This window comes from Pseudomonas sp. S37, from assembly GCF_016658545.1.
Lineage (GTDB): Bacteria > Pseudomonadota > Gammaproteobacteria > Pseudomonadales > Pseudomonadaceae > Aquipseudomonas.
Window position 1 is genome coordinate 1 of the sequence record NZ_JACVZC010000103.1, and the last position, 24,817, is coordinate 24,817.

The 24,817-nt window shown below is 60.9% G+C and carries 23 protein-coding genes; 10 read left to right on the forward strand and 13 right to left on the reverse strand.

Going from position 1 to position 24,817, the window contains the following annotated elements; genetic code table 11:
* Window positions 1-240: 240 nt before the first annotated feature.
* The 9 genes from IAE39_RS23105 to IAE39_RS23145 all read right to left on the reverse strand — a co-directional run bounded on the left by IAE39_RS23105 (window position 241) and on the right by IAE39_RS23145 (window position 10,331).
* Complete coding sequence (locus IAE39_RS23105; protein WP_201206847.1) at window positions 241-2,766, reverse strand: TonB-dependent siderophore receptor; 2,526 nt, start codon at window positions 2,764-2,766, stop codon at window positions 241-243.
* Between the two features lie 97 nt (window positions 2,767-2,863).
* A complete protein-coding gene (locus tag IAE39_RS23110) occupies window positions 2,864-3,805 on the reverse strand; it encodes a FecR domain-containing protein (protein WP_201206848.1) in 942 nt (313 codons plus the stop codon).
* A complete protein-coding gene (locus tag IAE39_RS23115; RefSeq protein ID WP_201206849.1) occupies window positions 3,802-4,287 on the reverse strand; it encodes a sigma-70 family RNA polymerase sigma factor in 486 nt (161 codons plus the stop codon). The genes IAE39_RS23110 and IAE39_RS23115 overlap by 4 nt, the downstream gene beginning before the upstream one ends.
* Window positions 4,288-4,402: 115 nt before the next feature.
* Window positions 4,403-4,804, reverse strand: a complete 402-nt coding sequence (locus IAE39_RS23120; protein ID WP_201206850.1) for a GFA family protein — start codon at window positions 4,802-4,804, stop codon at window positions 4,403-4,405.
* 34 nt (window positions 4,805-4,838) lie between these two features.
* Window positions 4,839-5,324 carry an AAA family ATPase gene (locus IAE39_RS23125; RefSeq protein ID WP_201206851.1) on the reverse strand — a complete coding sequence of 162 codons (486 nt, stop codon included), beginning with the start codon at window positions 5,322-5,324 and terminating at the stop codon, window positions 4,839-4,841.
* Window positions 5,325-5,602: 278 nt separating this feature from the next.
* Window positions 5,603-8,092, reverse strand: a complete 2,490-nt coding sequence (locus IAE39_RS23130) for a TonB-dependent siderophore receptor (RefSeq protein WP_201206852.1) — start codon at window positions 8,090-8,092, stop codon at window positions 5,603-5,605.
* Between the two features lie 94 nt (window positions 8,093-8,186).
* On the reverse strand, window positions 8,187-9,119 hold the full coding sequence (locus tag IAE39_RS23135; RefSeq protein WP_201206853.1) for a FecR domain-containing protein: 933 nt from the start codon (window positions 9,117-9,119) through the stop codon (window positions 8,187-8,189).
* On the reverse strand, window positions 9,116-9,643 hold the full coding sequence (locus IAE39_RS23140; protein WP_201206854.1) for a sigma-70 family RNA polymerase sigma factor: 528 nt from the start codon (window positions 9,641-9,643) through the stop codon (window positions 9,116-9,118). Before IAE39_RS23140 ends, IAE39_RS23135 begins: the two co-directional genes overlap by 4 nt.
* A 256-nt stretch (window positions 9,644-9,899) precedes the next feature.
* Window positions 9,900-10,331, reverse strand: coding sequence for a GFA family protein (locus tag IAE39_RS23145; protein ID WP_201206855.1), 432 nt, complete (start codon window positions 10,329-10,331; stop codon window positions 9,900-9,902).
* A 41-nt stretch (window positions 10,332-10,372) separates the two neighbouring features.
* On the opposite strand from IAE39_RS23145, the gene IAE39_RS23150 reads away from it, so the two are divergent.
* The 3 genes from IAE39_RS23150 to IAE39_RS23160 all read left to right on the forward strand — a co-directional run bounded on the left by IAE39_RS23150 (window position 10,373) and on the right by IAE39_RS23160 (window position 12,662).
* Window positions 10,373-11,329, forward strand: coding sequence for a LysR family transcriptional regulator (locus tag IAE39_RS23150; protein ID WP_201206856.1), 957 nt, complete (start codon window positions 10,373-10,375; stop codon window positions 11,327-11,329).
* A gap of 383 nt (window positions 11,330-11,712) precedes the next feature.
* The gene (locus tag IAE39_RS23155) at window positions 11,713-12,306 is read left to right on the forward strand and encodes a GNAT family N-acetyltransferase (RefSeq protein WP_201206857.1); all 594 of its coding nucleotides are present in this window, start codon (window positions 11,713-11,715) and stop codon (window positions 12,304-12,306) included.
* Window positions 12,303-12,662, forward strand: a complete 360-nt coding sequence (locus IAE39_RS23160) for a cupin domain-containing protein (protein ID WP_028698715.1) — start codon at window positions 12,303-12,305, stop codon at window positions 12,660-12,662. The genes IAE39_RS23155 and IAE39_RS23160 overlap by 4 nt, the downstream gene beginning before the upstream one ends.
* 181 nt (window positions 12,663-12,843) lie before the next feature.
* On the opposite strand, the gene IAE39_RS23165 is transcribed toward IAE39_RS23160, so the two are convergent.
* Both IAE39_RS23165 and IAE39_RS23170 read right to left on the reverse strand, forming a co-directional pair.
* The gene (locus IAE39_RS23165; protein WP_201206858.1) at window positions 12,844-13,386 is read right to left on the reverse strand and encodes an adenylate kinase; all 543 of its coding nucleotides are present in this window, start codon (window positions 13,384-13,386) and stop codon (window positions 12,844-12,846) included.
* Between the two features lie 354 nt (window positions 13,387-13,740).
* Window positions 13,741-14,220, reverse strand: a complete 480-nt coding sequence (locus IAE39_RS23170) for a GNAT family N-acetyltransferase (protein ID WP_201206859.1) — start codon at window positions 14,218-14,220, stop codon at window positions 13,741-13,743.
* Window positions 14,221-14,998: 778 nt separating this feature from the next.
* On the opposite strand from IAE39_RS23170, the gene IAE39_RS23175 reads away from it, so the two are divergent.
* Window positions 14,999-15,385: a DUF6632 domain-containing protein gene (locus IAE39_RS23175; protein ID WP_201206868.1), complete on the forward strand. Its 387-nt coding sequence runs from the start codon at window positions 14,999-15,001 to the stop codon at window positions 15,383-15,385.
* Between the two features lie 341 nt (window positions 15,386-15,726).
* Here the strand turns inward: IAE39_RS23175 and IAE39_RS23180 are convergent, their stop codons facing one another.
* Window positions 15,727-17,247 (reverse strand): NCS1 family nucleobase:cation symporter-1, encoded by a 1,521-nt coding sequence (locus tag IAE39_RS23180; RefSeq protein WP_201206860.1) that lies wholly within the window; start codon window positions 17,245-17,247, stop codon window positions 15,727-15,729.
* 293 nt (window positions 17,248-17,540) lie between these two features.
* Between IAE39_RS23180 and IAE39_RS23185 the strand changes: the two genes are divergently transcribed.
* Both IAE39_RS23185 and IAE39_RS23190 read left to right on the forward strand, forming a co-directional pair.
* Window positions 17,541-18,575, forward strand: coding sequence for a L,D-transpeptidase (locus tag IAE39_RS23185; protein WP_201206861.1), 1,035 nt, complete (start codon window positions 17,541-17,543; stop codon window positions 18,573-18,575).
* 85 nt (window positions 18,576-18,660) lie between these two features.
* Window positions 18,661-19,374 (forward strand): murein L,D-transpeptidase catalytic domain family protein, encoded by a 714-nt coding sequence (locus tag IAE39_RS23190; RefSeq protein ID WP_201206862.1) that lies wholly within the window; start codon window positions 18,661-18,663, stop codon window positions 19,372-19,374.
* 190 nt (window positions 19,375-19,564) lie between these two features.
* On the opposite strand, the gene IAE39_RS23195 is transcribed toward IAE39_RS23190, so the two are convergent.
* A complete protein-coding gene (locus IAE39_RS23195) occupies window positions 19,565-20,269 on the reverse strand; it encodes an SDR family oxidoreductase (RefSeq protein WP_201206863.1) in 705 nt (234 codons plus the stop codon).
* Between the two features lie 256 nt (window positions 20,270-20,525).
* Between IAE39_RS23195 and IAE39_RS23200 the strand changes: the two genes are divergently transcribed.
* From IAE39_RS23200 to IAE39_RS23215, 4 genes are all read left to right on the forward strand, one after another.
* Complete coding sequence (locus IAE39_RS23200; protein WP_201206864.1) at window positions 20,526-21,080, forward strand: helix-turn-helix domain-containing protein; 555 nt, start codon at window positions 20,526-20,528, stop codon at window positions 21,078-21,080.
* Window positions 21,081-21,107: 27 nt separating this feature from the next.
* Window positions 21,108-22,454 carry a glutamine synthetase family protein gene (locus IAE39_RS23205; RefSeq protein WP_201206865.1) on the forward strand — a complete coding sequence of 449 codons (1,347 nt, stop codon included), beginning with the start codon at window positions 21,108-21,110 and terminating at the stop codon, window positions 22,452-22,454.
* Window positions 22,455-22,528: 74 nt separating this feature from the next.
* Window positions 22,529-23,302 (forward strand): gamma-glutamyl-gamma-aminobutyrate hydrolase family protein, encoded by a 774-nt coding sequence (locus IAE39_RS23210; RefSeq protein WP_201206866.1) that lies wholly within the window; start codon window positions 22,529-22,531, stop codon window positions 23,300-23,302.
* Window positions 23,303-23,372: 70 nt separating this feature from the next.
* Window positions 23,373-24,731: an aspartate aminotransferase family protein gene (locus tag IAE39_RS23215; RefSeq protein WP_201206867.1), complete on the forward strand. Its 1,359-nt coding sequence runs from the start codon at window positions 23,373-23,375 to the stop codon at window positions 24,729-24,731.
* The last annotated feature ends 86 nt before the right edge of the window (window positions 24,732-24,817 follow it).

The following is a 24,817-nucleotide window of genomic DNA, read 5'->3' on the forward strand; positions in this document are numbered from 1 at the left end:
CGCAGCCGGTGCCATGCACTGTGTTGGATTCTTCGCGGGTGAACCCGCTCCCACAGGACTGCGTCGGCTTATGACTCGCGCTAAACCTGTGGGGCCTTTTGTCGCGAAAGGGCTGCAAAGCAGCCCCGACAACCTTGCAGGGTTGCTGAGATCCTGGGGCCGCTATGCGCCCCTTTCGCGACGCAAGGCCGCTCCTACAACTGTCCGCGTAGTTGCTTGGGGCTGCGTACCCTGCAGCAACTAGAAGTTGTACTTCACATTCACCATCAAGTTACGCGGCGCGCCCCAGAACACCGTGCCGTAATTGCCGATGCCGCTGTAGTAGTGCTTGTCGAACAGGTTGTTGACGTTGACCGTCGCCTTCAGGTTGCGGGTGAAGTCGTAGCCGCCGACCAGCCCCACCAGGGTGTAGGACTTCTGCTCGAACTTGGCCGTGGGGTCGTCGATGGCGTACCAGTCTTCGTCGCTCGGCTTGAAGAAGGTCGAGCTTTGCCAGTAGACATTGCCGCCCACGGTGAACTTGCGCCAGTCGCCCTGCAGGCGGTAGTTGCTCGCCAGCTTCAGCATGTGTTGTGGCTGGTTGGTCGCGACGCGCCGGTCATCCGCGTCATGCGACTCGGAAAAGGTGTAGCCCGCCATCACTTGCAGGTCTTTCAACACTTCGCCGTTCAGCTCCAGCTCGACGCCGCGTGTGGTCACACCTTGCGCCGCGCGGTAGGCGCTGCCGCCACTCGGTGTGGTGCCGCCGGTGAGTACGGCAAAGTTGTCCTGTTTCAGCTCGAACAACGCCAGGCTGGCGTTCAGGCGGTTTTCCAGATAGGCGCCCTTGACCCCGATTTCATAGCTGGCACCGGTGAGCGGGTCGATCGGCTTGCCGTCTGCGCCGAGGCTGTAGGCCTGCGGTTTGAACACGTCGGTGTAGCTGGCGTACAGGGTGTGGTGCGGGTCCAGGTCATAGGTGACGCCGGCATAAGGCACGATTTCGCTGGAGTTGGTGGCGCTGGCCGGCAGTCGGCGGCCGATGGCGTTGATGGTGTCGATGTCCCATTTGTAGTCGACGATCCGTGCCCCCAGGATAACGGCCAGTGCATCGGTGGGCTTGAGGATGGTCGCCGCGAAGCCAACCTTCTGCCGTGCCTCGATATCGAAAGTCGACCACCATTCGAAGTTGGTCGGAGTGTCACCGTAGCCGTCCCACTGGAACACATCGTCGATGACGCCATTGGTCACGCCGTCATCGCGCTTGGAGGTGGATTCGGTGCGGGCAATGCTGTAGCCGAACACGGCTTCATGCATGCGCCCACCCAGCGCGAACGGGCCGCGGGCATACAGGTCCAGGCCTTTTTCCTTGCTGGTGGTGTTGAACTTGCTCGCCGTGCCGGCGTTGTTCACGGCGCCGGTTTCGGGGTCGATGTTGCCGCCGATAAAACCATGGGAAATGCTGCCGTCGGCCTGGATGGCTTCACTGCTGATACCCGATATCAGTTCGCGTGAGCGGTAGTCACGGCTGCTGACCACACCCTTGAGCACCCAGTCGTTGTCGAAGGTATGGGCCAGCTCGGCAAAGGCGCGCTGGGTTTGCTGGTTGCGCCAGGTCCAGCGGTCGGCGGCGTTGGTGTCACGGTCGAACTTGACGGTACGGCCGTCCAGGAAGAAGGCGGGGAGGGCGCCGGTGGTGCTGCCGTTGTCGTAGTTTTTCTGCACGTCGTAGCCGACGGTAAACAGGGTGCTTTCGCTGAGGTCGGCTTCCAGCACGCCATAGAAGGTGTTCTGTTCACCGGTCAGGTAGTCGACATAGCTGTGCTGGGTTTGCGTGCCCGCGACCATGCGGCCCCGGACGTTGCCGCTGTCGGTCAATGGGCCGGCAAGGTCGAAGTCGGCCTGGTACTTGTCCCAGGAGCCGGCACCGGCCCCGATGCGGCCTTGCAGCTCGGCAGTGGGGCGCTTGCGCACCAGGTTGATGACGCCCGAAGGGTTGCCGGCACCATTGACCAGGCCGGTCGCGCCTTTGAGCACTTCGACACGGTCATACACCAGGCTGTTGCCGATGCTGTAGTTGTCGCGCAGCGAGCCGCCGTCGGAGGACAGGCTGGGCACGCCATCGAACTGGTAGTTGTCCAGCTTGAAGCCGCGCGAATAGAAGGTGAAGGCTTCGGAGCTTTCCTGGTTGACCGTGATGCCGGGCGTTTGCTTCAGCACTTCGGAAACGCTTTGCAGGTTCTGGTCGTCCATCTGCTGGCGGGTGACCACGCTGATCGACTGCGGGGTCTTGCGCAGGCTCAGGTTCAGGCGTGTGGCGGCAGCGGTCTCACCGGTGGTGTACGAGCCGCTGCCCTCGGTGGTCTGGCCCAGGCCTGCGCCGGTGATGGTGGTGGCGCCCAATTGCAGCGCCGAACCGGTTTCGCCCTGGTTCACCAGCACATAGTTGTTGCCTACCAGCAGGGCCTGCAGGCCGCTACCAGCCAGCAGTTGGGCAAAGCCCTGGTCGACACTGAAGCGGCCGTTCAGGCCGCTGCTCTGTCGGCCCTGGGTCAGTGCTGCATCGAACGACAGCAGCACCCCGGCCTCACGGGCGAAGCGGTTCAGGGTGGTTACCAGCGGGCCGGGGGCAATGTCGTAGACGCGGCTGGCCTGCTCGGCATGGGCTTGGGCTGTTGGCAGCAGCAGTGGCGCCAGCAGCCCCGCGTGCAGGGCGATGGCGCCACCCAGCAGCAGCGGCGTGAGCGATTTTCGGCGCGGGTAGGGGCAGGTTGTGGTGCTAGGCATGGGAGCTCCTTCAAATGCCTTTTTCGGCGGTTTGCAGGAGAGCTCGAACGAGGGTGGCCAATCCGACAACGCGGCTGAAAATTTTTTCACTGGAGCTTCAGGTGGCCGGCATGAGCCTGACCCAGTAACGGGTATAGCGGCTGAGCTTCAGCTGCAGCGCTTCGGCGATCGCTTGCAGGGCGCGGTCGGTATCGTCCAGTGGGTACACCCCCGCCAGGCGCAGCCCCGCCACATCGTCACTGCAGCTAAGCACGCCCGGGCGGTAGCGTTGCAGTTCAGTCAGGGCGCGGCGCAGCGGCCAGCCGTCGAGCACCAGTTGGCCATCGCGCCACGCGGTGCGCGCCAGGTCGGCGGGGCGGGGCGTGGGCAATGGCCCGTTGTCGAACACCAGGCTCATGCCGGCGTCGACCCGCACGGCATCGGCGCTTGCTGCGTTGTGCACCGCCACGGCGTGCTCGACCACGGTCAGCTCGGTGCGGTCGGCATGCAGGCGCACGGTGAAATCCGTGCCCAGGGCGCGCATGTCGCCATGCACGGTGCGCACGAGCAGGGGGCGTGGGTCGGCAGCGGTATGCACGGCGATTTCACCGTCTAGCAGCACGATCATGCGCTGCCCGGCGCTATAGCGGATATCAACGACCGAGGCAGTGTTGAGCGTGAGCCGCGTGCCGTCCTGCAGGGTCAGGTTGCGGCGTTCGCCGGTGGTGGTGCGCACATCGGCCAACCAGATCGGGGCGTTGCGGTAGCCTGTGAAGGCGACCCCGGCAACCCCCAGGCCGAGCACAAGCGACTTGAGCACGGTGCGCCGACCCGCCTCGATCTGCCCTGCGGCAAGGGTGTGCCGTGCCAGTGGGCCGGGTACGCCGGCAAGGCCTGCCTGCAACTGCTGCAGGCGCGCCCACGCCCAACCGTGCACGGGTGCCTGTTCCAGCCAGGCTTGCCACTGCGCCTGGAGTTGCACGCAGCCAGGTGCAGCGAGAAAGCGAGCGTGCCATTGTGCCGCTTCACGCAGGGCCTGGCGCTGGTCAGCAGGGTTCACAGCTGCGCATCGAAGGCGAACAGCAGGCAACGTTCGGTGGCCTTGGCCATGTACTTGGTCACCGAACTGACCGACACGCCCAGGCGCTGTGCGACCTGCGGGTAGGTCAGGCCATCGAGTTGCACGTACAGGAAGGTGTCACGCACCTTCTGGCCCAGGCCGTCGAGCATGGCGTTCAGCTGCATCAGGGTTTCCAGCATCAGCAGGCGCTGCTCGGGGGAGCATTCTTCAAGCAGCGGCTGGTGGGCGAGAAACTCCAGGTAGGCTTGCTCCAGCTTTTGCCGGCGCAGTTGGTCGATCATCACCCGCCGCGCCACGGTGGCCAGAAAGCTGCGCGGCTCGGCCAATGGCTGGCGCAGCGCGCTGCTGATCAGGCGCAGGAAGGTGTCCTGGGTAATGTCGGCCGCCCGGTCAGCATTGCCCAGGCGTCGGCGAATCCAGCCCTGCAGCCATTGGCTGTGGTCGCGATACAGGGCATGCATGTCATCCTGCCGGGAGGATGCGGGCGGCTGCGGGTAGGGCACCTGGATCTTCCTGATTATAAAGTGCGGATAAGAATTGCTCGCAATTATAGGGATATCAAAGTGCTTTGCAATGTCAGCCAGGTGTAAGCGTGGGGGCGCTGGGGGCGTGCCAGGGTGCAGCGCACTCGAGGTGCAGATGTTTCTGCTTCCTGGGCAAGAAGGGGGTGTCCAGCGTGCCCAGCGCTATGGACACCCAGTCGGCAAACTCGCCTTGCGAGCGTGACCAGAACAGGCTCGAGCCGCATTCTGTGCAGAACTCGCGCATGACCGTTGGCGAAGAGGCATAAGCCTTGATGTTGCTGGCGCCGCGCAGTATGCGCAGGCTGTTGCGCGGTACGCTGCCATACGAGGCAAACGCGGCGCCATGGCTTTTGCGGCACTGGCTGCAGTGGCAATGGCTCACGGCCTTGGGCGGGGTGAGCAGCAGGTAACTGACCGCTGCGCACAGGCAGCTTCCTTGGTAGGCCTCTTTCACGGGTGCTTCCTTGCGGTGTGCTTACCGTCTACCGTCAATGTCTGTGAATTTCAATCTGCAGCCCTTCATCCTCATGTGGCGCTTGAAAGTAGCTTGTGATCAGATCGAATTCCGCGTCCGTCGCCGCAAACTCATGCTCGCCGCGTTGGTTGCGAAGATGCAACCTGTCTCTGCAGGTATCATCGTCTACATCGATGTAATGGACGCAATGTGAAACCCCAGCGCTGTCAGCCAAACCTCGCAGCCATTGCCGATCGTGAGGTGTATTTGCCGGAAAATCCAGAACCACAGTCACTCCAGCCTTCAGAGTATCGACGACGAGCGGGCCCACTACCTCCCTAATCTGGCGTGCCAGACGCACATAATCGGTGACTGACTTGATCTGTTCGGGGTAGAGCCGTGAGAGCCAATGATCCTCACTCAGCAAAACCGTCGATCCTTCAGCTGCCAGGCTTTTTGCTAACGTTGACTTACCGGATGCAATCTTCCCTGAGATGAGATGCAGCACGGGTTTGGGCATAGAGACTTCTCCTTGTCGAACCCGGATGATGATCATTGAGAAGCGCCGAAGCAATCACTGGGCATTCCAGGGCTGCTTTGGGTCGACAGCTGCCGGTCGCGAATGACCGTTTTCGACCCATTGCGGACATTCACCAGAGGCTACAATTCAACCCCAGCGTCACACCAGTCAGAGACCGCCCTGGAAGGGGCGGTGTGGTTGTCGAGCCTACAAAGCCATCAGCCTATTAGCTGCAACCCGATTGAAAGGCTTGTTGGAAAGCAGGCTCAGTTCTCCTTTCAATATTCCCAACGCAACGTGGCGGTCACGCTGCGTGGCTCCCCATATAGGTCACTGTAAACACTGGTACTGGCGTAATACTTCCTGTCGAACAGATTGTTGACATTGACAGTACCGGTGAAGTGGTCGTCGAACCGGTAGCGTGCCAACAGGTCAACCAAGGCATAGCTGCCTTGACTGGCTTCCAGGGTGGTGCCGGGAATCACTTCGGTGTTGCCGTAACTGGTTGCGCTTTCCCAGCGAATACCGCCGCCAAGGGTCAAGCGATTGAGGTCACCGGTCAGGTCATAGGTGGTGAACAGCTTGAAAGCGTTCTTCGGGAAGCCGACATTGACGTCGACTCCTTCAGGGTAATACGTATTGACGTGGCTGTAAGACGCCTGCATCTGCCAGCCCGGCAGCACTTCCCCCGCCACTTCCAACTCAAGCCCTTTGATCTTCACATCCGCCGGCTTCACCAAGGTGGCGAACGAGTTGGGGTCGGTGAGGCCTGAGTCAACAGGGTAATTACTGAGTTTGGATTCGAACAGAGCGGCAGTCAGGTTAAGCCTGCCGTCGTAATACTCACCTTTCGCACCGACTTCATAGCTGTCGCCCTCGGTAGGATCCATGAAGGTACCTTGCACGGTCTTGCTCGATTGTGGCTTGAAGATGCTGGTGTAGCTGGCGTAGATCGAGTGATGCTCGTTCAGGTCATAGACGATGCCGGCGTAGGGCGTAAGCTCGCCGTTTTCCCGTTTCTTGCCATCACCCGGCGCATAGTCGATGGGGTCACCGTAGTAGGTCACCGACTGATCCAGCTTGAAGTAGCTCAGGCGCGTACCGAGGATTACCGACAAATCATCGGTGGGTTTCAGGCGCACAGTGCTGTAGGCGGCGTATTGGCGCTGGCTGTACTCTACGTCGCCCTGGCGGTCGAGTGGCGGTTTGTCGATATCGCCACGCCATTCGAAAACGTCTGGGATTGATGGATCCCAGCCGCTCCCGCTACGGTCATACCAAAGCGGATAGGCTCCGGTGTTGCTGCGGTAGCGCATGGCACTGACCCCGACCACCAATTCGTGCTCGCGCCCCAGCAAATCGAAGGGGCCGGTGATATAGGCGTCCAGCGAGTTCTGCTCGGGCTTGCTCGGCCACTTTGCCATGAACAGCCCGGTACCGGCGCCGGTCTGTTGGTTGGGGTAGCCGAAGCTGCTGAACCAGCCGTACTCGATATCATTGTCGTCACGCACATTGGTGACCGCGACCTTGGCTAGCCAGTTATTGTCGAAGCGGTGCTCGTAGGTGCTGAATATCGAGGTGCGCTGGCGGTCGGCATGGCTCCAGTCCGCGGCGGAGTTGAACGAGCGCTTGAAGTCGGTGCGTTGGCCATTGCTGTAGAACGCCGGGAAGCCGAAGTACCCGCAGGCGTCACAATTGCGCACCTGGTAGTCGATACCGAAGCTCACGGTATCGCGCTCGCTCAGGTCCGCCTCGATGATGCCGTAGGCCACCTGCCGCTCGGTGCTGAGGCGGTCGGTGAAGGAGTTGGCGGTCTGGTAGGCACCGACCAGGCGCCCACGCACGGTACCGTTTTCCACCAGCGGGCCTGAAACGTCGACCTCGGTGCGGTAATTGTCCCAAGAGCCGACACTGCCCTGGACCGAGGCGGCGAACTCGCGTGTTGGCCGCTTGCGCACCATGTTGATGGTGGCTGAAGGTTGGCCAGTTCCGCTGAGCAGGCCGGTGGAGCCGCGCACGATCTCGACCCGATCGTAAACCGCCATGTCGTTCGACTGGCTGCTCATGGAGGGCTCGAATACCGTGGGAATGCCGTCGACCTGGAACGTTTCGACCTTCATGCCGCGCGAGAAGATGCCGACTTCATCGTCCGATGCATTGCTCTTTTTCTTGTAGAGCACGCCAGGCGCCTGGGTTAGCACATCCTCCAGGCTCACCAGGTCCTGATCACGAATTCGCTGGCTGGTCATCACACTGACCGACTGTGGTGTTTCGCGGATCGACAGCGGCAGTTTGGTTGCGGTCCGGGTAGCTCCCGTGGTGTAGGAGCCGGTGCCTTCCGTGGCATCACCCAGGCCGTTGGCATTGACGTTGGTGGCGCCCAGTTGCAACGCAGTACTGCCTGCGGTTTTCTCCGTCAACAGGTAGTTGTCTCCAGTCCTGAGCGCTTCCAGCCCGGTGCCTTGGAGCAGCACTGCGAAGCCCTGGTCCACGCTGAAGCGGCCTTGCAGGCCGGAGGTGTGACGACCCTCGGTCAATGCGGTTTCGAACGACAGGACGACCCCTGCATCCCGTGCAAACTGGTTCAATGCCGCGCCAAGTGGGCCTGGAGCAATCCGGTAAGCCTGAAGCGCTTGTTCTGCCCAGGCCTGGCTGGTCGTGTCGGTGAGCGGCTGGATAAAGCCGGCCTGGATTACGACTGCTGCACCCAATAAAAGCCTGGGCAATGTGCGTGGTGTGGTTTTAGCGATTGGGGTGAGGCGTGGCATGTCTGCTCCTTCAAGTGCCATTGGCAGGCTGTTTGAAGGGGAAGCACGGACGAGATTTAAAAATCGACAATGGCATCGCAACTTTTTTCAGGCTCTACGAGAAGCGAACCCAGTAGCGGGTGCGTGTTTCCATTTTCAGCTTCAGCGCCTGGCCGATGACGAGCAACGTGCGCTCGATATCAGCCAGGGGGAATACACCGGAAACGCGCACTCCGGCCACCGCATCGCTGCAGCGTATGAAACCTGTCCGATAGCGCTCCAGTTCACGCAAAGTGCGGTCAAGTCGCCAGCCGTCCACTACCAGAAGGCCATTGCTCCATTCGCTTTCACTCAAGTCAGCGGACTGTGGCGAGGGCAGATGCCTGCTGTCAAAGTCCAGGCGCATACCCGCCTGGACGATGGTTGCCTGGCTGAAGCGATCGTTACGCACAGCCACTGCATGCTCCAGTACAGTGAGCCGAGTGCGGTCGCTGAAAAGGCGGACATTGAAACGGGTACCCAAGGCTCGCATGTCACCGTGCGAACTGCGCACATGCAGAGGGCGGGAATCGGCTGCAGTTTCCACGAGGATTTCCCCCGCGTGCAACACAATGAGCCGCTTGTCGGCGTCGTAGCGAATGTCTGCGGCAGAGGCCGTGTTGAGATGAAGCCGAGTGCCGTCGGCAAGGGTGAGACTACGGCGCTCACCTACGCGGGTGCGCAGGTCTGCAAACCACTCCGGCGAGTGCAGATAACCGCCGCCAATGACGGTTGCCGTCCCCAAGCCAAGCATGAGCCCTTTCAGCAACGCGCGCCGCCCCATGGTGCTCGCGTCTTCGCTCAGCGTTTGCCGAGCCAGTGCTGCGGGGACACTTTGCAAGCGGCAATGTAAACGCTCCACCCGTGACCACGCCCACTGATGCAGAGGGTCAAGCCGAAGCCAGTCTTCCTGCTGACGACGTATGAACGGGCACTCTGGCGATTCACCTAATCTGGCATGCCATTGTGCGGCGGCGCGCAAGGCCAAGTGCCGGTCGGATAAACTCATGCCTCCGAGTCCAGTTCGAAAAAGAGGCAGCGCTCAGTCGCCTTGGCAATGTACTTGGTGACGGAACTGACCGAAACATTCAAGCGCTCAGCGACCTCTCTGTAGCTGAGGCCATCCAGCTGAACGAAGAAGAATGCTTGCCGTACTTTGCTGCCCAGGCCATCGAGCATTGCGTCCAGTTGCATCAATGTTTCCAGGACGATCAGACGATGTTCGGGCGAACAGGCCTGTGATGCCGGCTCGTTGGCCAGGTACTCCAGATACGTTTGCTCCAACTGTCTGCGACGGAGTTGATCAATCATCAACCGCTTGGCCACGGTCGCAAGATAACTCCGGGGCTCTTGAGGAATGCGGGTCAGCGCACCGCTGATCAAACGTACGAAGGTGTCGTGAGTGAGGTCGGCTGCACGCTCGTTGTCCCCCAGACGTCTGCGTATCCATCCCGTCAGCCATTGACTGTGATCACGGTAAAGGCTGTGAATGTCGTCGCCAATCGAGGCAGGCGGTTGCGGCCCGTTCGACATCCCTGACTCCTCGTGATCATTAATGCAGATAAGAATTGATCGCGATTGTAAACAGCCAATGAAACTTTGAAAACAACAAACGCGAGTACCTGCTTCACGCTGAGTCAGGCGTAGAGATTCAGTGTCAAATCAGATGAGGCCATTGAGTCGATTGCAGCCGTTCACGACTGACCGCTTCGACCCAAAGCGGAAGTAGCCAACTCCGAGAGTTTTCCAAGCGGCGAGTCACGCGTTCACTGATGAAGGAGCAAGCTTTTTACCCTAGTGCGGCGGCAAATGCTTCGGGCGTCGGGCTCTCCTGCCATTGCGCGATAGTCCCCGGCAGCACCAGCCATGGCTGCTTGCGTCGTGTCCAGATATGCGCAACTGGCTCGAAACGTTCAGAGCCATCCAGGATGCCGGCGCGTACCACACGCATGCCGGGGGCTGCCGTGGTCTCGTTGAACAGCCGGGTATGACATGTACCGCAGGCATGTTGGGTGGACGTTTGACCTTGATGTTCATGCTCGAAGACCGCCGTTTCGCCCACCACCTGAACAGCCGAAGCCGCGCTCAACATGTGCAGACCAAACGCACTGCCGCTCCAGCGCTGGCAGTTCAAACAGTGGCAGGCATACAGCGGCGGCAACTGCTGCGCCACGATCTCGAGGGTGACTTGCCCACATCGGCACTGACCGGTGATTCTCATGCGTTGGTTCCTTACAATGACGCCCGGAAAAATGTGGGCGAATGATCGCTTTTCACGGGTTCGGGCAGAAGATCAATTTAGGAGCAACTGTTGGCCAAGAATGTATGAGCGGAATTGAATGGGAAAGCCAGCGTGTATTTCTCGCTGTGTTGCGCTCTGGCAGCCTGAGCGGCGCGGCGAAGTTGCTGGGTATCGCCCAGGCCACTGCACGCCGGCGCCTCGACCATCTTGAACACGCGCTCGGTGTGAGTCTGTTCACCCGCACACCCCAAGGGCTGACGCCTACTGCCGGAGCGCAGCGCCTGATCGAACATGTGGAGGCCATGGATCTGGCCGCGCAAACCTTCAACCGCATGGCCAGCTCTGAAGCGTCGATGGATCACGGTACAGTCCGGCTGACCTGTGGCGAGTTGCTTGGCGTCGAGGTAATGCCTGACCTGCTGCGCCCTTTCCATTACGAACACGCCGGGCTCAAACTTGAGTTGAGCATAAGCGATGCGCTTGAAGACATCGCCAGGCTGCAATCGGATATTGCGGTGCGGCTGATGCGGCCCAACGAAGCTGATATCACGGTGCGGCGTGTCGGCAGTTTGCGGATTGGCATCCATGCCAGTGCCAGGTGCCTGGAGCGCTACGGCAATCCAGCCTCCCTGCAGTCACTGCGCCAGCGGCCCCTGATCGGGCCGGACAGACGCTCAGCGGATTTGCGTCGTTTTGTCGACGCCGGTCTGTGCGGTGCCGACCAGCATTTCGCCATCGCCTCTGATCATCACCTTGCTCAGCTGGCCGCTCTGAAAGCGGGCTTAGGCTTCGGACTTTGCCCGACGCAAATAGCAAAATCGCACGACCTCATACACGTGCTGCCACACGATTTCGGCTTTGAGGTAGACGTGTGGATCGCAATGCACAACGACCTGCGCAAAATTAACAGGATCGCTCAGGCGTTCGAGCTGCTTGGAGAGCAGTTGCATCAGTATCTATGCTGGGCCGATCAGTGAGCAGCGTAGGCGTGGCATCCACTGCTTGGTCTAAACGGCTGCAACGGGTCGAAAGCCGCCATGCGTGAAGACCGCTAACGACCCAAAGCAGAAGTTGAGCCGAACAGCAATCTTTGTGGGAGCGGGCGCGCCCGCGAAGAATCCAACGCGGAGCCTGGCACCGGCTACTGTACGGCGCGTACCCGTTCATATGCGCTTCCTGGGTAAAACTCATGATCGCAGCCGCCCGGTAAAACTAGCAGCGGGCAAGGGGCCACGTCGCACCCCGTACTGACGGAGTCGCGCCGAGCAAGGTGGGAGCCGTTCAATCCGCTTACCCTGCCACCCTTGCCAAAGGCGTAATCCTCGAAAACCAACCAGCCGATCCCATCGGAGCACCGTACATGCCTATCGACTTCAGGCCCGCCCAAGCCTCGGATGCGCACGATATTGCGCGCTTCTTTCAACTGACATCGGAGGGCATGGCCGATTACATCTGGAGCAAGCTTGCCGCACCTGGCGAAACATTGCTCAGTGTCGGTGCATCTCGCTATGCCAGGGAGCAGGGCGACTTCTCCTACAAGAACTGCCTGATGGCCACTGCTGAAGGGCGCGTCATTGGCATGATGCACAGCTATACCTTGCACGCGTCCCCTGACAGGCCTGTCGAGCCAGACCCGGTCCTCGCACCTTATTCCGACATGGAAATACCCGGCACCTTGTACATATCCAGCCTGGCCCTGGATGAAGCCTGGCGCAGCCAGGGGCTGGGCGTCCAATTTCTTCGCCACGCCCAGCAGCGCGCCGAGGACGCTGGCCTGGCGGGGTTATGCCTGATCGATTATGCAGAAAACCACGGTGCACGCCGCTTCTACGAACGTCACGGCTTTCAGATTGTTAAAACCTGCCAGATCGTTCCGCACCCCATGCTGGGCGTAACCGGTGAAGCCTATTTGATGTATCGCCCAATCCACAACGTGCTCGAGCAAACGCCATGAACAAGAAACTGACCGTATTCCGCGAACTGGATATCCAGCCGGTGCGCGACCTTCCTTTTTTTGAAGAGGTCGTGGAAGGCGCCCCTCATACGCTGACGTCCAAGTACTACCACGATGAACAGCAAGGCCGCATTTCCGGCGAATGGGAAGCCAGCACCGGCGCGTGGCGCATCGACTACAAAGTGTGGGAGTTCTGCCATGTCCTGAGTGGACGTTGCGTCATCGAGCTTGAAGGTTGCGCCCCCACCACGCTGGCCGCAGGTGACACGTTCATTATCGAACCGGGCGCGAAGGGCAAATGGACCGTGCTGGAAGACATGAAAAAGAACTTCGTGATCCTCTTGCCCGCGAACTAGAGGCGGGGTCGCGTTTCATCGAGCGCTGCGCAAGGTCAGTTTGCCTGCTGGCAGCGCTCGAATGTTCTTCGGCAGGCCACAACAGCCTCTGCATGTGAGGGAAGGCAAGGCCGGTCAGCTCGGCCCGCAAGCGCTGACCGACCCGACGCGGACATTGCGCCGCTGAGATCTCGGTTGAGCGTTAGTGTGATAGGTGCGACAAGGCCAGGGTGACTTCTGCCGTCATTTTTTCAGCGCTGATCGTCCCGTCAATTTGCAGGACTGGAGACTGCTGTGCTGATAACCACCGCTCGTGCCACGCCCGGTTGCGTCCAGAGAAGTCCGGGTTGTCATACTGCGAAGCCCATTCCCTGAACCCCACATGTATTTCATGCATGTCCCCACCGGGGGCGATGCGATCCCCAAAGCGGGCTTTTTCGCGAGCTGCCAGACGTTCCAGGCGTACAGGTGTCGGCGTTACAACGAACACGATCAGGTCAACGTGCGCCAGTAACGCATCACCCCAGACCATACAGGAGCCGGTCAGTATCCAATCGTCCTGGCCAAGTGCTTGCTGCAGCATCGCAACGCGCTCGCTGACCGGCCTTTTGGTTGTGAACTGAGGAGCTGTGGGCATCCAGAAATAATCATCTACATCCGTATGACGCAGCCCAAGCTGCACAGCAAGATTTTGCCCCAACGTGGTCACACCCGCACAGGATGCACCTGTAATGTAGATCCGCATTTGCTCCTCCATGAATGCCAGCCGGTTTCGGGGGCGGGAACATACCTCATTTCTGCGTAGATCTCACATTTGGCTGAGTGTGCAATGGCCCGATATGGGCGTAAGGCATCGGTCGCGTGTGTCGAGAGCAGTTGGTTGTGAGTGACCGCTGTCGCCCTCTTGCAGACACTGAAAAAAATAGGGTCCGTGAGCACGACGCGCACTCTGTGGGAGCGGGTTTACCCGCGAAGCAGGCGTCGCGGTGGATGGCACCGGCTGTGCCGGTGTTCGCGGGTAAACCCGCTCCCACAATGGATGGTGGTCGGGCTCAACGGCAGCTCTGGGGCGAAAGCAGCCCGTCGCGAGGCCCAACGCTCAGCCCATCGTCCATAGCATCGCTTGAACAGTGACATGCGGGTGGCTTTCCAATGGCTCCCATTCATCCAGAAAAACAAAACCCTGCCTCAAGTAAAAGCGCGAGGCGATAGCGTTTTCAGGCGCGACATCCAGATACACGCCGTCAAAACCTCTTTCAGACGATCGAGCCTTGACGCTATCGACCAGTTTTTTTGCGATACCAGATCCCCTGGCCGCGGGTTCGACCCACATCCCGATCAAGTTGAAGCGCTTTGATTCACTGATTGCGGCGCCGACCATGCCAACGGGTTTGCCTGCCTGGAACGCCAGCCAGAATTCGGTCCCTGTCGAAGATGCTCTTTGCTTCCATTGCTCGTCACTGTAGCCAGCGGCAGTTGCGTAACTGACGCCAAAGGCGGTTGGCGCATCCAGCAGCGCGGCGAGCCTGACGTGCTTCAGTAACATCCAGTCCTTTTCGGTTGTTGCTCGAATGTTCATGTTCTTCCTTGGTATCGGGGTTCACCCACGAAGAAGTCGGCGCGGTGTATGGCACCGGCTTCGCCGGTGTTCGCGGGTAAACCCGCTCTCACAAAGATTGCAGTTGGGCGTCCGCTTAGCCAAGGCATTGGCATCAGCTACGCTGTTCCAACAGGCAGGAGGCGCAGAGCGAGACCGGAGCATGACAATTGGCCGTCGGGATGACCTTGCCTGTTCTGTTTTATTGACTATCCCGTTCCTACTTTACGCAAGCATGGGTAACGATCCTTTGTATACCGGTAGCTGGTATCTCTGGAGCGTTCCCGTGCTGGCGCTTCTGCCAGGTTTGATCTTGCGCGCCCCCGCTCTGTTTCTCACGGGAACGACAGCCGCTGCGCAGGTGAGCCTATTGGCGTACATGAACATCATGTTCAGCGTGGCACGCACCGATGGGCTTTTGGTACTTGGGCACCTGTTTTCCATGCCTGGCATGTTGCTGGGCACAACCGTGTCTGCCTGGCTGTTGAGGTACCACGTGAGAGCGAGCCTGCCTTGGCTTGTTGCAAGCGTTGCATTTCTGGGCGCAACTCTTGGCTTCCTCATCTTCCAGATTGCCGTGTGCAACACGGTGATGTATTGCGGTGTTCTCTCTTTTGGTCTGTGGGGTGAGCCCACAGGATCATCACCCGCTTCAAGAGCGCCGCCACAACTTCCAGAGCTGGCCTTCGTACCAGCAGCTGCGCCAGGCGTAATCAGTAGCTACGCTTGGTTGACTGCTGCAACTGGTTGGGGAGTTCCCATGACAGCTGGCGATCGCCTCAGGTATTTGCGCTTCGCTCTGGTTCTGGCGGGCCTCGCGTGCCTCGCGCTGTACCCACTCATGGTGTTCTGGCCGTCCGGCTGGGCGTGGCACGTCGGTCACTCGGACTACCCGGTGATGATCGTTGGCATTTATGCCACGCTAGGTGTGTTCCTGATCCTGGCCGCACGTGATCCATTGGCCAATCTGAGCCTCATCTGGTTTACCGTGTGGTCCAGCGTGGTGCATGGGGGCGTCATGACCATTCAGGCAGTCACTCAGCCCGGGCAGTTGGGGCACTTGGCGGGTGATGTGCCGGCGCTTTTCATCGTGGCGGCTGCGTTGGCCATTCTGACGCCACGCGCTGGGTTACAGCGCAGCCCTTGATGGGGCTGCTTTGCAGCCCTTCGCGGGCTCGCCCGCTCCCACAGGTATTGCGCCAACCCCAGAGAGCGCGCAATTTCTGTGGGAGATCGCCCAGCCCTTTGCGCTGCGCTGTCGCGCAGAGAACTGTGTTCGCAAGCGGTCCGCGTACCCTGTGGGAGCGGCTTTAGCCGCGAAGAATCCAACGCGGTGCATGGCACCGGCTGCGCCGGTGTTCGCGGCTAAAGCCGCTCCCACAGGTCCCTGCTGATTCAATGAGTTATGTGCAGTTTTATGAGAACAGTGTTCACTGTGAAGGGGCGCAAAGCGCCCCCAATCTGGTTGAGCCCGCTGCCCACCCTCAGTCAGTGATGCGCACTCTCCACCGCAATTCGCTCACCGCAAACCTCGGTGTAGCGGGCGCTGCGGTTGGCGATGGCGTAATGGATCAGCGCGCCCAGGCCGGCGCCGAAGAACCAGGAGAATTGCGACAGCGTCTCGAACGCCGGCACCAGCGCCAGCACGATGGCGATCAATGCAGCCGGGATGAATGCCGCTACGGCGCGCAGGTTGACCCCGCCGGTGTAGTAATAGGCCGCCTGTTTGCTCTCGCTGTACAGCTCCGGCAGGTTCACTCGGCTGCGGCGTACCAGGTAGTAGTCGGTGACGATGATGCCGTACAGCGGGCCGAGCAGGGCGCCCAGGCCGCCGAGGAAGTACACGATCACCGACGGGCTGTTGTACAGGTGCCAGGGCAGGATCACTACCGCGATGGCAGCGCTGAGCAGGCCGGCGCGGCGGAAGTTCAGCAGGTTCGGCGCCAGGTTGGTGAGTACAAAGGCCGGGGCGACGAAGTTGGCCATGATGTTCACCGCCACGGTCACGATCAGGAAGGCCAGGCAGGCCAGTACCAGGCCGGCGGTGTTCGGGATGGCCGCGACGATTTCGGTCGGGCCCTGTACCAGCTTGCCGTCGATGCTGAACTGCGCACCGGCCAGCACCACCGCAATCAGCGCGAAGCCGAGCATGTTTACCGGCAGGCCCCAGAAATTGCCGACGCTGATGGTGCGGCGGTCCGGGCAGTTGCGGGTGAAGTCGCAGAAGTTGAGGATCATGGTGCCGTACAGCGATACCCACAGGGCGGCAGCACCGAGCACTTTCAACCACATGGCCGAACCGCTTGGCGCGTTACCGCTGGACCAGGCGATCGACAGGCCGCTGCGCCAGTACATCCAGCCCGCCAGGCTGGCGAAGGCCACCAGAATGATCGGCCCGGCGAGCGATTCGAAACGGCGCACCATTTCCATACCGTAGGCAAAGATGGCCACCTGCACGCACCAGATGCCGAGGAAGGTAACCCAGCCCAGGGTCGACAGGCCAAGAATCGAGTTCTGGTCGTAGGCCTTGAGGTCCGGCGCGATGGCGATGAGCAGCACGCGCAGCACGACCGAAGCGAGGTAGGTCTGGATACCGAACCAGGCGATGGCGATCACCGCGCGGATCAGTGCCGGGATCTGCGCACCATGGATGCCGAAGCTGATCCGGCACATGACCGGGTAGGGCAGGCCGGTCTTCTGGCCCATGTAGCCGGACAGGTTCATCAGGCCATAGATCACCAGCGCGCCCAGCGCGAAGGCGGCGAGGATCTGCGCGCCGCTCATGCCCAAAGCAAACAGGCCGATGGCGAAGGAGTAGTTGGCCATGTTGTGCACATCGTTGGTCCACAGCGCGAACAGGCTGTAGCGCCCCCAGGTGCGATTGGCCGCACGGGTGGGGGCAAGGTCGGCACTGTACAGACGTGGGCTCAACGCCACCGGACCGGGCTCGGTCGTGTCGGTGGGGAGGGCACCCAGCGGGCTAACATCGGAACGCGAAATCGACGCCATCGGGACTCCATGATGGTTGTGTACTTTTATTTTTGGATTTGTATACAAACAAGATTCGTACCACTCTGTATCGCACAGGGGATTCACGGCTTGCGGGCTTGATGGCCAGTTGCCGCGTAGCGTTCAGCGCCATGAGGTGGGAATTTTGTGCACATGTTGTGTGCGCGTTTGTTACCACCCGGGTCAGAACGGTGCGCTGTTCTGCTCGTGAGGTGGCCGATGGCGGGTAGGGCAGTTGGCTGGCGGGGCGCGTTGCGGCTAAGCTGGCCGCAGGAGCATCAGGGGGCTATTCGATGTTGCATGTAACGCTCGGGCTGGGTTTGTTACTGGCTGTCGCACTGGCTGACGCGGCACCGCTGCAGGTGCCCACCCCGGCAGCACTCAGAAGCCAGCTTGAAAGCCTCAAGCCTGGCCAGTTTCTCTGGTACCCGCAGGTATCGCCGGTGGGGCCGGTCACCGTGGTGGTCAGCCTCACCGAGCAACGTGCCTACGTTTACCGCAATGGCATCGCCATCGGCGTCAGTACCGTCAGCAGCGGCAAGGCCGGCCGTGAAACCCCGACCGGGGTGTTCAGCATTCTGCAGAAAAAGGTTGAGCACAAATCCAGCCTCTACAACAGCGCACCCATGCCATACATGGAGCGGCTGACGTGGGACGGCATTGCCCTGCACGCTGGCCACCTGCCGGGTTACCCCGCCTCGCATGGTTGCGTGCGTTTGCCGATGGGCTTTGCCAAGAAGCTGTACGAAGTCACCGGTTTCAGTTCGACCACGGTGATTGTTTCCGACACCAACAGCGCCCCGGTGGAGGTCTACCACCCTGGCGTGCTGGCGCCGACGGTCAGCGATGGCAAAGCCCAGGGCCCGCTGGTGCTGAACAACCAGCAGTTCTGGAACGACCCGGACCCGGGCGCAGGGCCGCTGTCGATCCTGATCAGCCGCGCCGACCTGCGCGCCTACGTGTTTCGCAATGGCCAGTTGATTGGTTCGGCGCCGGCACTCTCGCTGGAAAACAGCAAGCACCGCAGTGGTATGGCGGTGTATTCGCTGTTGCAAAAGCCATCCGCCTTGGCGCTCGATGCGGCACTGCCCTTGCGCTGGTCGGTGGTGGGCCTGAGCAACCCGGAGTACGGCGACACGCCGTATGAGCAATTGGGCCAATTGAACATCAACCCCGAATTCCGCCGCCATCTGCGTGCGGCGATGGACGTTGGCACCATGCTGGTGATCACCGACTGGGCGTCTACCCGCGATACCCGCAGCGATGGGAAATTCACGGTGATCAGTACCGAAGGCAGCGAAGAAACTAAGCCATTGGTCAAGAAGTGATCGGCAATTTTTTAGAAATCAAGCAAAGTAGGCGCTTTTGGCTGCAAACAAGGCTAGAAAAGCCAGGTTTTCAACAGGGTAACCCATGTCGATGTTCAAACCATTACAGGGAGCCGTGCGGCTCTCGATGGCCACTATTGGCCTGTTCTTCCTCAGTGCCTGGCACAGTGCCCAGGCACAATCGCTGCCTAGCGCCGCCGAACTGCAACAGCTGGCGCCCAATGCCAGCCTTTCGACTCTGGCCCTGGCGCTCACCGCCTATGACTGTGCCAGCCATAGCGACGGGGACAAGCTGCTGACGGTAATCGATTACTCCAAGGCCTCGCGTGACAAACGCCTGTGGGTGTTCGACCTGCGCGCCAGGAAGTTGTTGTTCGAAGAGTGGGTTGCCCATGGCAAGAACAGCGGTGCCGATGTGCCGACGGCGTTCTCCAATGCCCCCAACAGCTACCAGTCCTCCATCGGCCTGTATGAAACCGGCCAGACCTACAGCGGCAAGCACGGCCGTTCGCTGCGCCTGCAGGGCATGGAGCCGGGCTTCAATGACAACAGCATGTCGCGAGCGATTGTCATGCACGCCGCTGCATATGCCGACCCCAAGGTGGTGCCTGGCCTCGGTCGCCTGGGGCGCAGCCAGGGTTGCCCTGCCGTACGCCCGGCCATTGCCGGCAAGCTGATTCAGACACTGCAACGTGGCAGCTATGTGTTTGCCTATTATCCGCAGCAGGACTGGCTGAAAAAGTCGCGGTACCTGAACGGCCAGAGCTGCCTGGCCAATCAGTCGATTGCCAGCAAGTAGGGCCGTGGGAAGCGCTTCGTGTACCCTGTGGGAGCGGGTTCACCCGCGAAGCACCCAACGCGGTGCATGGCACCGGCTGTGCCGGTGTTCGCGGCTGAAGCCGCTCCCACAAGGACCGCGCAGGCTTTTCAAATTTTGAGCAAGACAGAATTTCCCGCAAGGGGGGCGTCGCCCTCAAGATCAATGTGAATCACACGCTACGCGTCACGCCACCATCGACCTTGATATTCTGCCCGGTGATGTAGGCCGCACCGTCGCTGGCCAGAAACGCGATGGTGGCGGCAATTTCTTCGCTGGTGCCATAACGCTGGAGCGGCACGCTGTCGCGGCGTTGTTCCGTGGCCGGCAGGCTGTCGATCCAGCCGGGCAGCACGTTGTTGATGCGCACGTTATCGGCAGCGAAATTGTCGGCGAAGATCTTGCTGAATGCAGCCAGCCCCGAGCGGAACACCGCAGACGTGGGGAACAGCTCGCTCGGCTCGAAGGCCCAGGCAGTGGAAATGTTGATGATCACGCCACCCTTCTGGCGCTGCATGTAAGGCGTTACCAGGCGCGTCGGGCGAATGACATTGAGCAGGTAAGTGTCCATGCCTTTGTGCCAGTCCTCGTCGCTGATCTCCAGAATTGGCGCGCGCGGGCCATGGCCCGCGCTGTTGACCAGCACGTCGATACGGCCCCACTTCTCTACCACGGCGTCGACCAGGCGTTGCAGGTCTTCAACCGACTGGTTGCTGCCGGTTACCCCGATGCCACCGAGTTCGGCCGCCAGTGCCTCACCCTTGCCCGAAGAGGAAAGGATGCCAACCTTGAAACCGTCAGCTGCCAGGCGCCGTGCTGCTGCGGCACCCATGCCGCTGCCGCCGGCCGTGATAATTGCAACTTTCTCTACTGTCATGCTGCCTCCGGGAACGTGAACTGCTGATTGTTTAAGTGCATTAACGTTAGCAGCAGTACGCGCGACGAGGGAGGCAGCCAAACTTCTCTATGGCAGTAGATTAACTATTGCCTGATGGTTGCTCTTACCGCACCGGCCAGTGGCGCTGAAGGGGGCAGGCGGTCTGTGGTCAGTAAAGATCAGACTTGACGCGTGAAATTTTTCATGTAATTTTTCATGAAAAATAACTCTAAAAATTTCACGGCAGTCCGAAACGATGAAGATGCACGAAGAGGTTGAAGCCCTCGCGATCCTTATTCACGACCTGCGCAAATTCAAGAACCTGACCCTGGGTGAACTGGCCGAGCGCATCAACCGCTCGGTCGGCTTCCTGTCCCAGGTCGAACGGGGTGTGTCGCGCCCGACCGTAGCCGACCTTACCGCCATCAGCGAAGCGCTCGGCGTCTCCACTGGGTACTTCTACAACCTGAGCAAGCCGCGCGGCATCGACTGGGTCACGCGGCCCCACGAACGGCGCACGCTGTACCTGGAGGCCGGCATTACCGATGTGCTGGCGTCGCCCACCATCGCCGGCGCCTTTTCGATGCTCGACAGCCATCTCGAGCCGGGCGCCAGCAGTGGCGAGGCGTACCTCAGCGACCGTTCCGAGCAGGGCTGTTTCGTGCTTGAAGGCGAACTCACGGTATGGCTGGACCACGGCGAGGCCGTGACGCTGCAGGCCAACGACTGCTTCCAGCTGCAACCCCACGCGCAGTTCCGCTACGCCAACCTGACGGCAAAGCCCACCCGTGTGCTCTGGGTCTTCAATTGAATTCGTTCACCTCACAAGGATAAGAAGATGAGTGTCATCTTTGCGGATCTGCTGGCTGAAGTGCGCGCGTTCCGCGCAGAACACCCGGCAATACGTTACGTAGACCTGATTGCGCTGGATATCCCCGGGCACTTCTATGGCAAGCGCTACCCCATGGACATGCTGGAGAAAGTCGCCGCCGGCGCGCCTCTGAAGCTGCCACAGAACTGCGTGCTGCTCGGTACCCAAGGCGGTCTTTACCCGATTGGTGACTACTGCTTCGCCGACGGCGACCCGGATGCCGCACGGCGCCTGGTGCCGGGCACCCTGAAGCCCGTGCGCTGGGAAAAGGAAGTGATCGCGCAGATGCTGATCACCTCCGACGGTACCGCCGCGCCGATCGAGTTCGAGCCCCGTGAGGTGCTGGCGCGGGTGCTGCAACGCCTGGCCAGGCGCGGCATTCGCCCGGTGGTGGCGTTCGAGCTGGAGTTCTACCTGTTCGACCGCAAGCTGGACAATGGCCTGCCACAGTACCCACGCGACACGGCGACCGGCGACGAAGACGATCAGCCGAACATGCACATCGAGCGCCTGTCGCGCTTCTCATCGGTGCTGCACGAGATGGTCGACGGCGCCAACGAGCAGGGCGTGCCGGCCAACGTCATCACTGCCGAGCTGGGCCCTGGCCAGTTTGAAATCAACTTCTCGCACAGCGACGATGCCCTCGCCGCAGCGGACTGGTCGGCGCTGTTCTGCCGCAGTACCCGCGGTATCGCGATGAAGCACGGCTACCGGGCCAGTTTCATGAGCAAGCCGTACCTGGATGCGCCCGGCAGCGGCATGCATGTGCATGTCAGCCTGTACGACGCCGATGGCAACAACATCCTTGCAGGTGCAGAGCAGCGCAAGCTGCGCCATGCGGTGGCGGGGTGCCTGGAGCTGTTGCCGCACTGCATGCCGATCTTTGCCCCCAACCACAACGCCTACCGCCGTTACGGCGCCATGGTCAACGCGGCCAGCAAGGCCAGCTGGGGTTTCGAAGACCGCGATGCGTGCATTCGCATCCCCGAGTCCGACCCGCGCAACCTGCGTATCGAGCACCGCCTGGCGGGCGCCGATGCCAACCCTTACCTGGTGCTGGCAGCCATCCTGACCGGTATGGAGCACGGCCTGGACCGCGGCGTTGAACCCATCGCCCCGCTGAATGAAAACCGCCAGAGCGGCATCGACTTCCCCAAGGATGCCCTCAGCGCCCTGGCCGCCATGCGCCACCACCCGGCGGTCAACGAAGGCCTGGGCAGTGAGTTCGTGTTGGTCTATTGCGAGAACAAGTACCAGGAGCAACTGGACTTCATGCGCCACATCGACGCCCGCGAATACCGCTGGTTCCTGTAGCGGCTGCGGTTCGAAAAACAACGCCTTTCCAACGTTCAAACACCACGCGCAATACCGATTTGCCGGAGGAAGATATGCCACGTGTGCCCGTTATTGGCATTACCGCATGCACCAGCATGATTGAGCAGCATGCCACCCAGACCATCGCCGAGAAGTACGCACGCGCGGCAGCCAAGGCGGTGTGTGGCCTGCCTATCGTGATACCCAGCCTCGGCGAGCTTATGCACAGCGCCGATATTCTCGACGTGGTGGACGGGCTGATCTTCACGGGTTCGCCGTCCAATATCGAGCCGTTCCACTACAACGGCCCGGCCAGTGCCGAGGGCACCCAGCACGACCCGCTTCGTGACGCCACCACGCTGCCGCTGATGCGTGCAGCCATCGCCGCCGGGGTACCGGTGTTGGGCATTTGTCGCGGTTTTCAGGAAATGAACGTGGCACTGGGCGGCACCCTCTACCAGAAGGTGCACGAGGCTGGCGTATTCATGGACCACCGCGAAGGCAAGGGCGAGCCGATCGAGAAACAGTACGGCCCGCGCCACACCATGCATGTAGAGCCAGGCGGGCTGCTCGACCGCATGGGTTTGCCGGCGATCTTCGACGTCAATTCCATTCATGGCCAGGGCATCGATGTACTGGCCCCCGGTCTGAGGGTGGAAGCGCTGGCGCCCGATGGCCTGGTGGAGGCGATATCGGTCGAGAACGGCAAGGGCTTTGCCCTGGCCGTGCAATGGCACCCCGAGTTCCAGGTTATGGACAACCCGCATTACCTGACCATCTTCCAGTCGTTTGGCAAGGCTTGCCGGCAGCGCTCGGTGCTGCGTCAGAAGCTGTTGCTCAGCGCCTGAGCGCCGGCTTTTTTCCAATTACAAAAATTACCTGCGCAGCACGGCTGCGCAACTTGATGGAGTGAAGACAATGAGTGAACAGAATTCGCAAACCCAGGCCTGGCAAGCACTGAGCCGCGACCATCACCTGGCCCCGTTCAGCGATGTGAAACAGCTGGCCGAGAAGGGCCCGCGCATCATCACCTCGGCCAAGGGCGTGTACCTGTGGGACAGCGAAGGCAACAAGATCCTCGACGGCATGGCCGGCCTGTGGTGCGTGGCGGTCGGCTATGGCCGCGATGAACTGGCCGAGGTGGCCAGCCAGCAGATGAAACAATTGCCTTACTACAACCTGTTCTTCCAGACGGCGCACCCGCCTGCGCTGGAACTGGCCAAGGCCATCGCCGATGTTGCCCCGCAAGGCATGAACCATGTGTTCTTCACCGGGTCCGGCTCCGAAGGCAACGACACTGTGCTGCGCATGGTCCGCCATTACTGGGCGTTGAAAGGCCAGAGCAGCAAGAAGGTGATCATCGGCCGCATCAACGGTTACCACGGCTCCACCGTGGCCGGCGCGGCCCTGGGTGGCATGAGCGGCATGCACCAGCAGGGTGGGGTGATCCCGGACATCGTGCACATCCCGCAGCCCTACTGGTTCGGTGAGGGCGGCGACATGACCGAGGCCGATTTCGGTGTGTGGGCGGCCGAGCAGCTGGAGCAGAAGATCCTCGAAGTTGGCGTCGACAACGTCGCGGCCTTTATCGCTGAGCCGATCCAGGGTGCCGGCGGGGTGATCATACCGCCGCAGACCTACTGGCCGAAGGTGAAGGAGATCCTTGCCAAGTACGACATCCTGTTCGTGGCCGACGAAGTGATCTGCGGTTTTGGCCGCACCGGTGAATGGTTCGGTACCGACTACTACGACCTCAAGCCCGACCTGATGACCATCGCCAAGGGCCTGACCTCTGGTTACATCCCCATGGGCGGTGTGATCGTGCGCGATGAAGTGGCCAAGGTGATCAGCGAAGGCGGCGACTTCAACCACGGCTTCACCTATTCCGGCCACCCGGTGGCGGCGGCAGTGGGGCTGGAGAACCTGCGTATCCTCAAGGACGAGCAGATCATCACGCAGGTGCATGAGCAAACCGCGCCTTACCTGCAACAGCGCCTGCGCGAGCTGGCCGACCACCCGCTGGTAGGCGAAGTGCGTGGCCTGGGCATGCTCGGTGCGATAGAACTGGTAAAAGACAAGACCACCCGCGCCCGCCATGAAGGCAAGGGTGTGGGCATGATCTGTCGTCAGCACTGCTTCGACAACGGGCTGATCATGCGCGCGGTGGGCGACACCATGATCATCGCGCCGCCGCTGGTGATCAGTATTGAAGAGATCGACGAGCTGGTGGAAAAAGCCCGCAAGTGCCTGGACCTGACGTACGAGGCTGTGCGCTAAGGGCCAAGCGTATCTCCAGTCCCTTGCGCGGTCGTTGTAGGAGCGGCCTTGCGTCGCGATGGGCTGCGCAGCAGCCCCAGGATTTC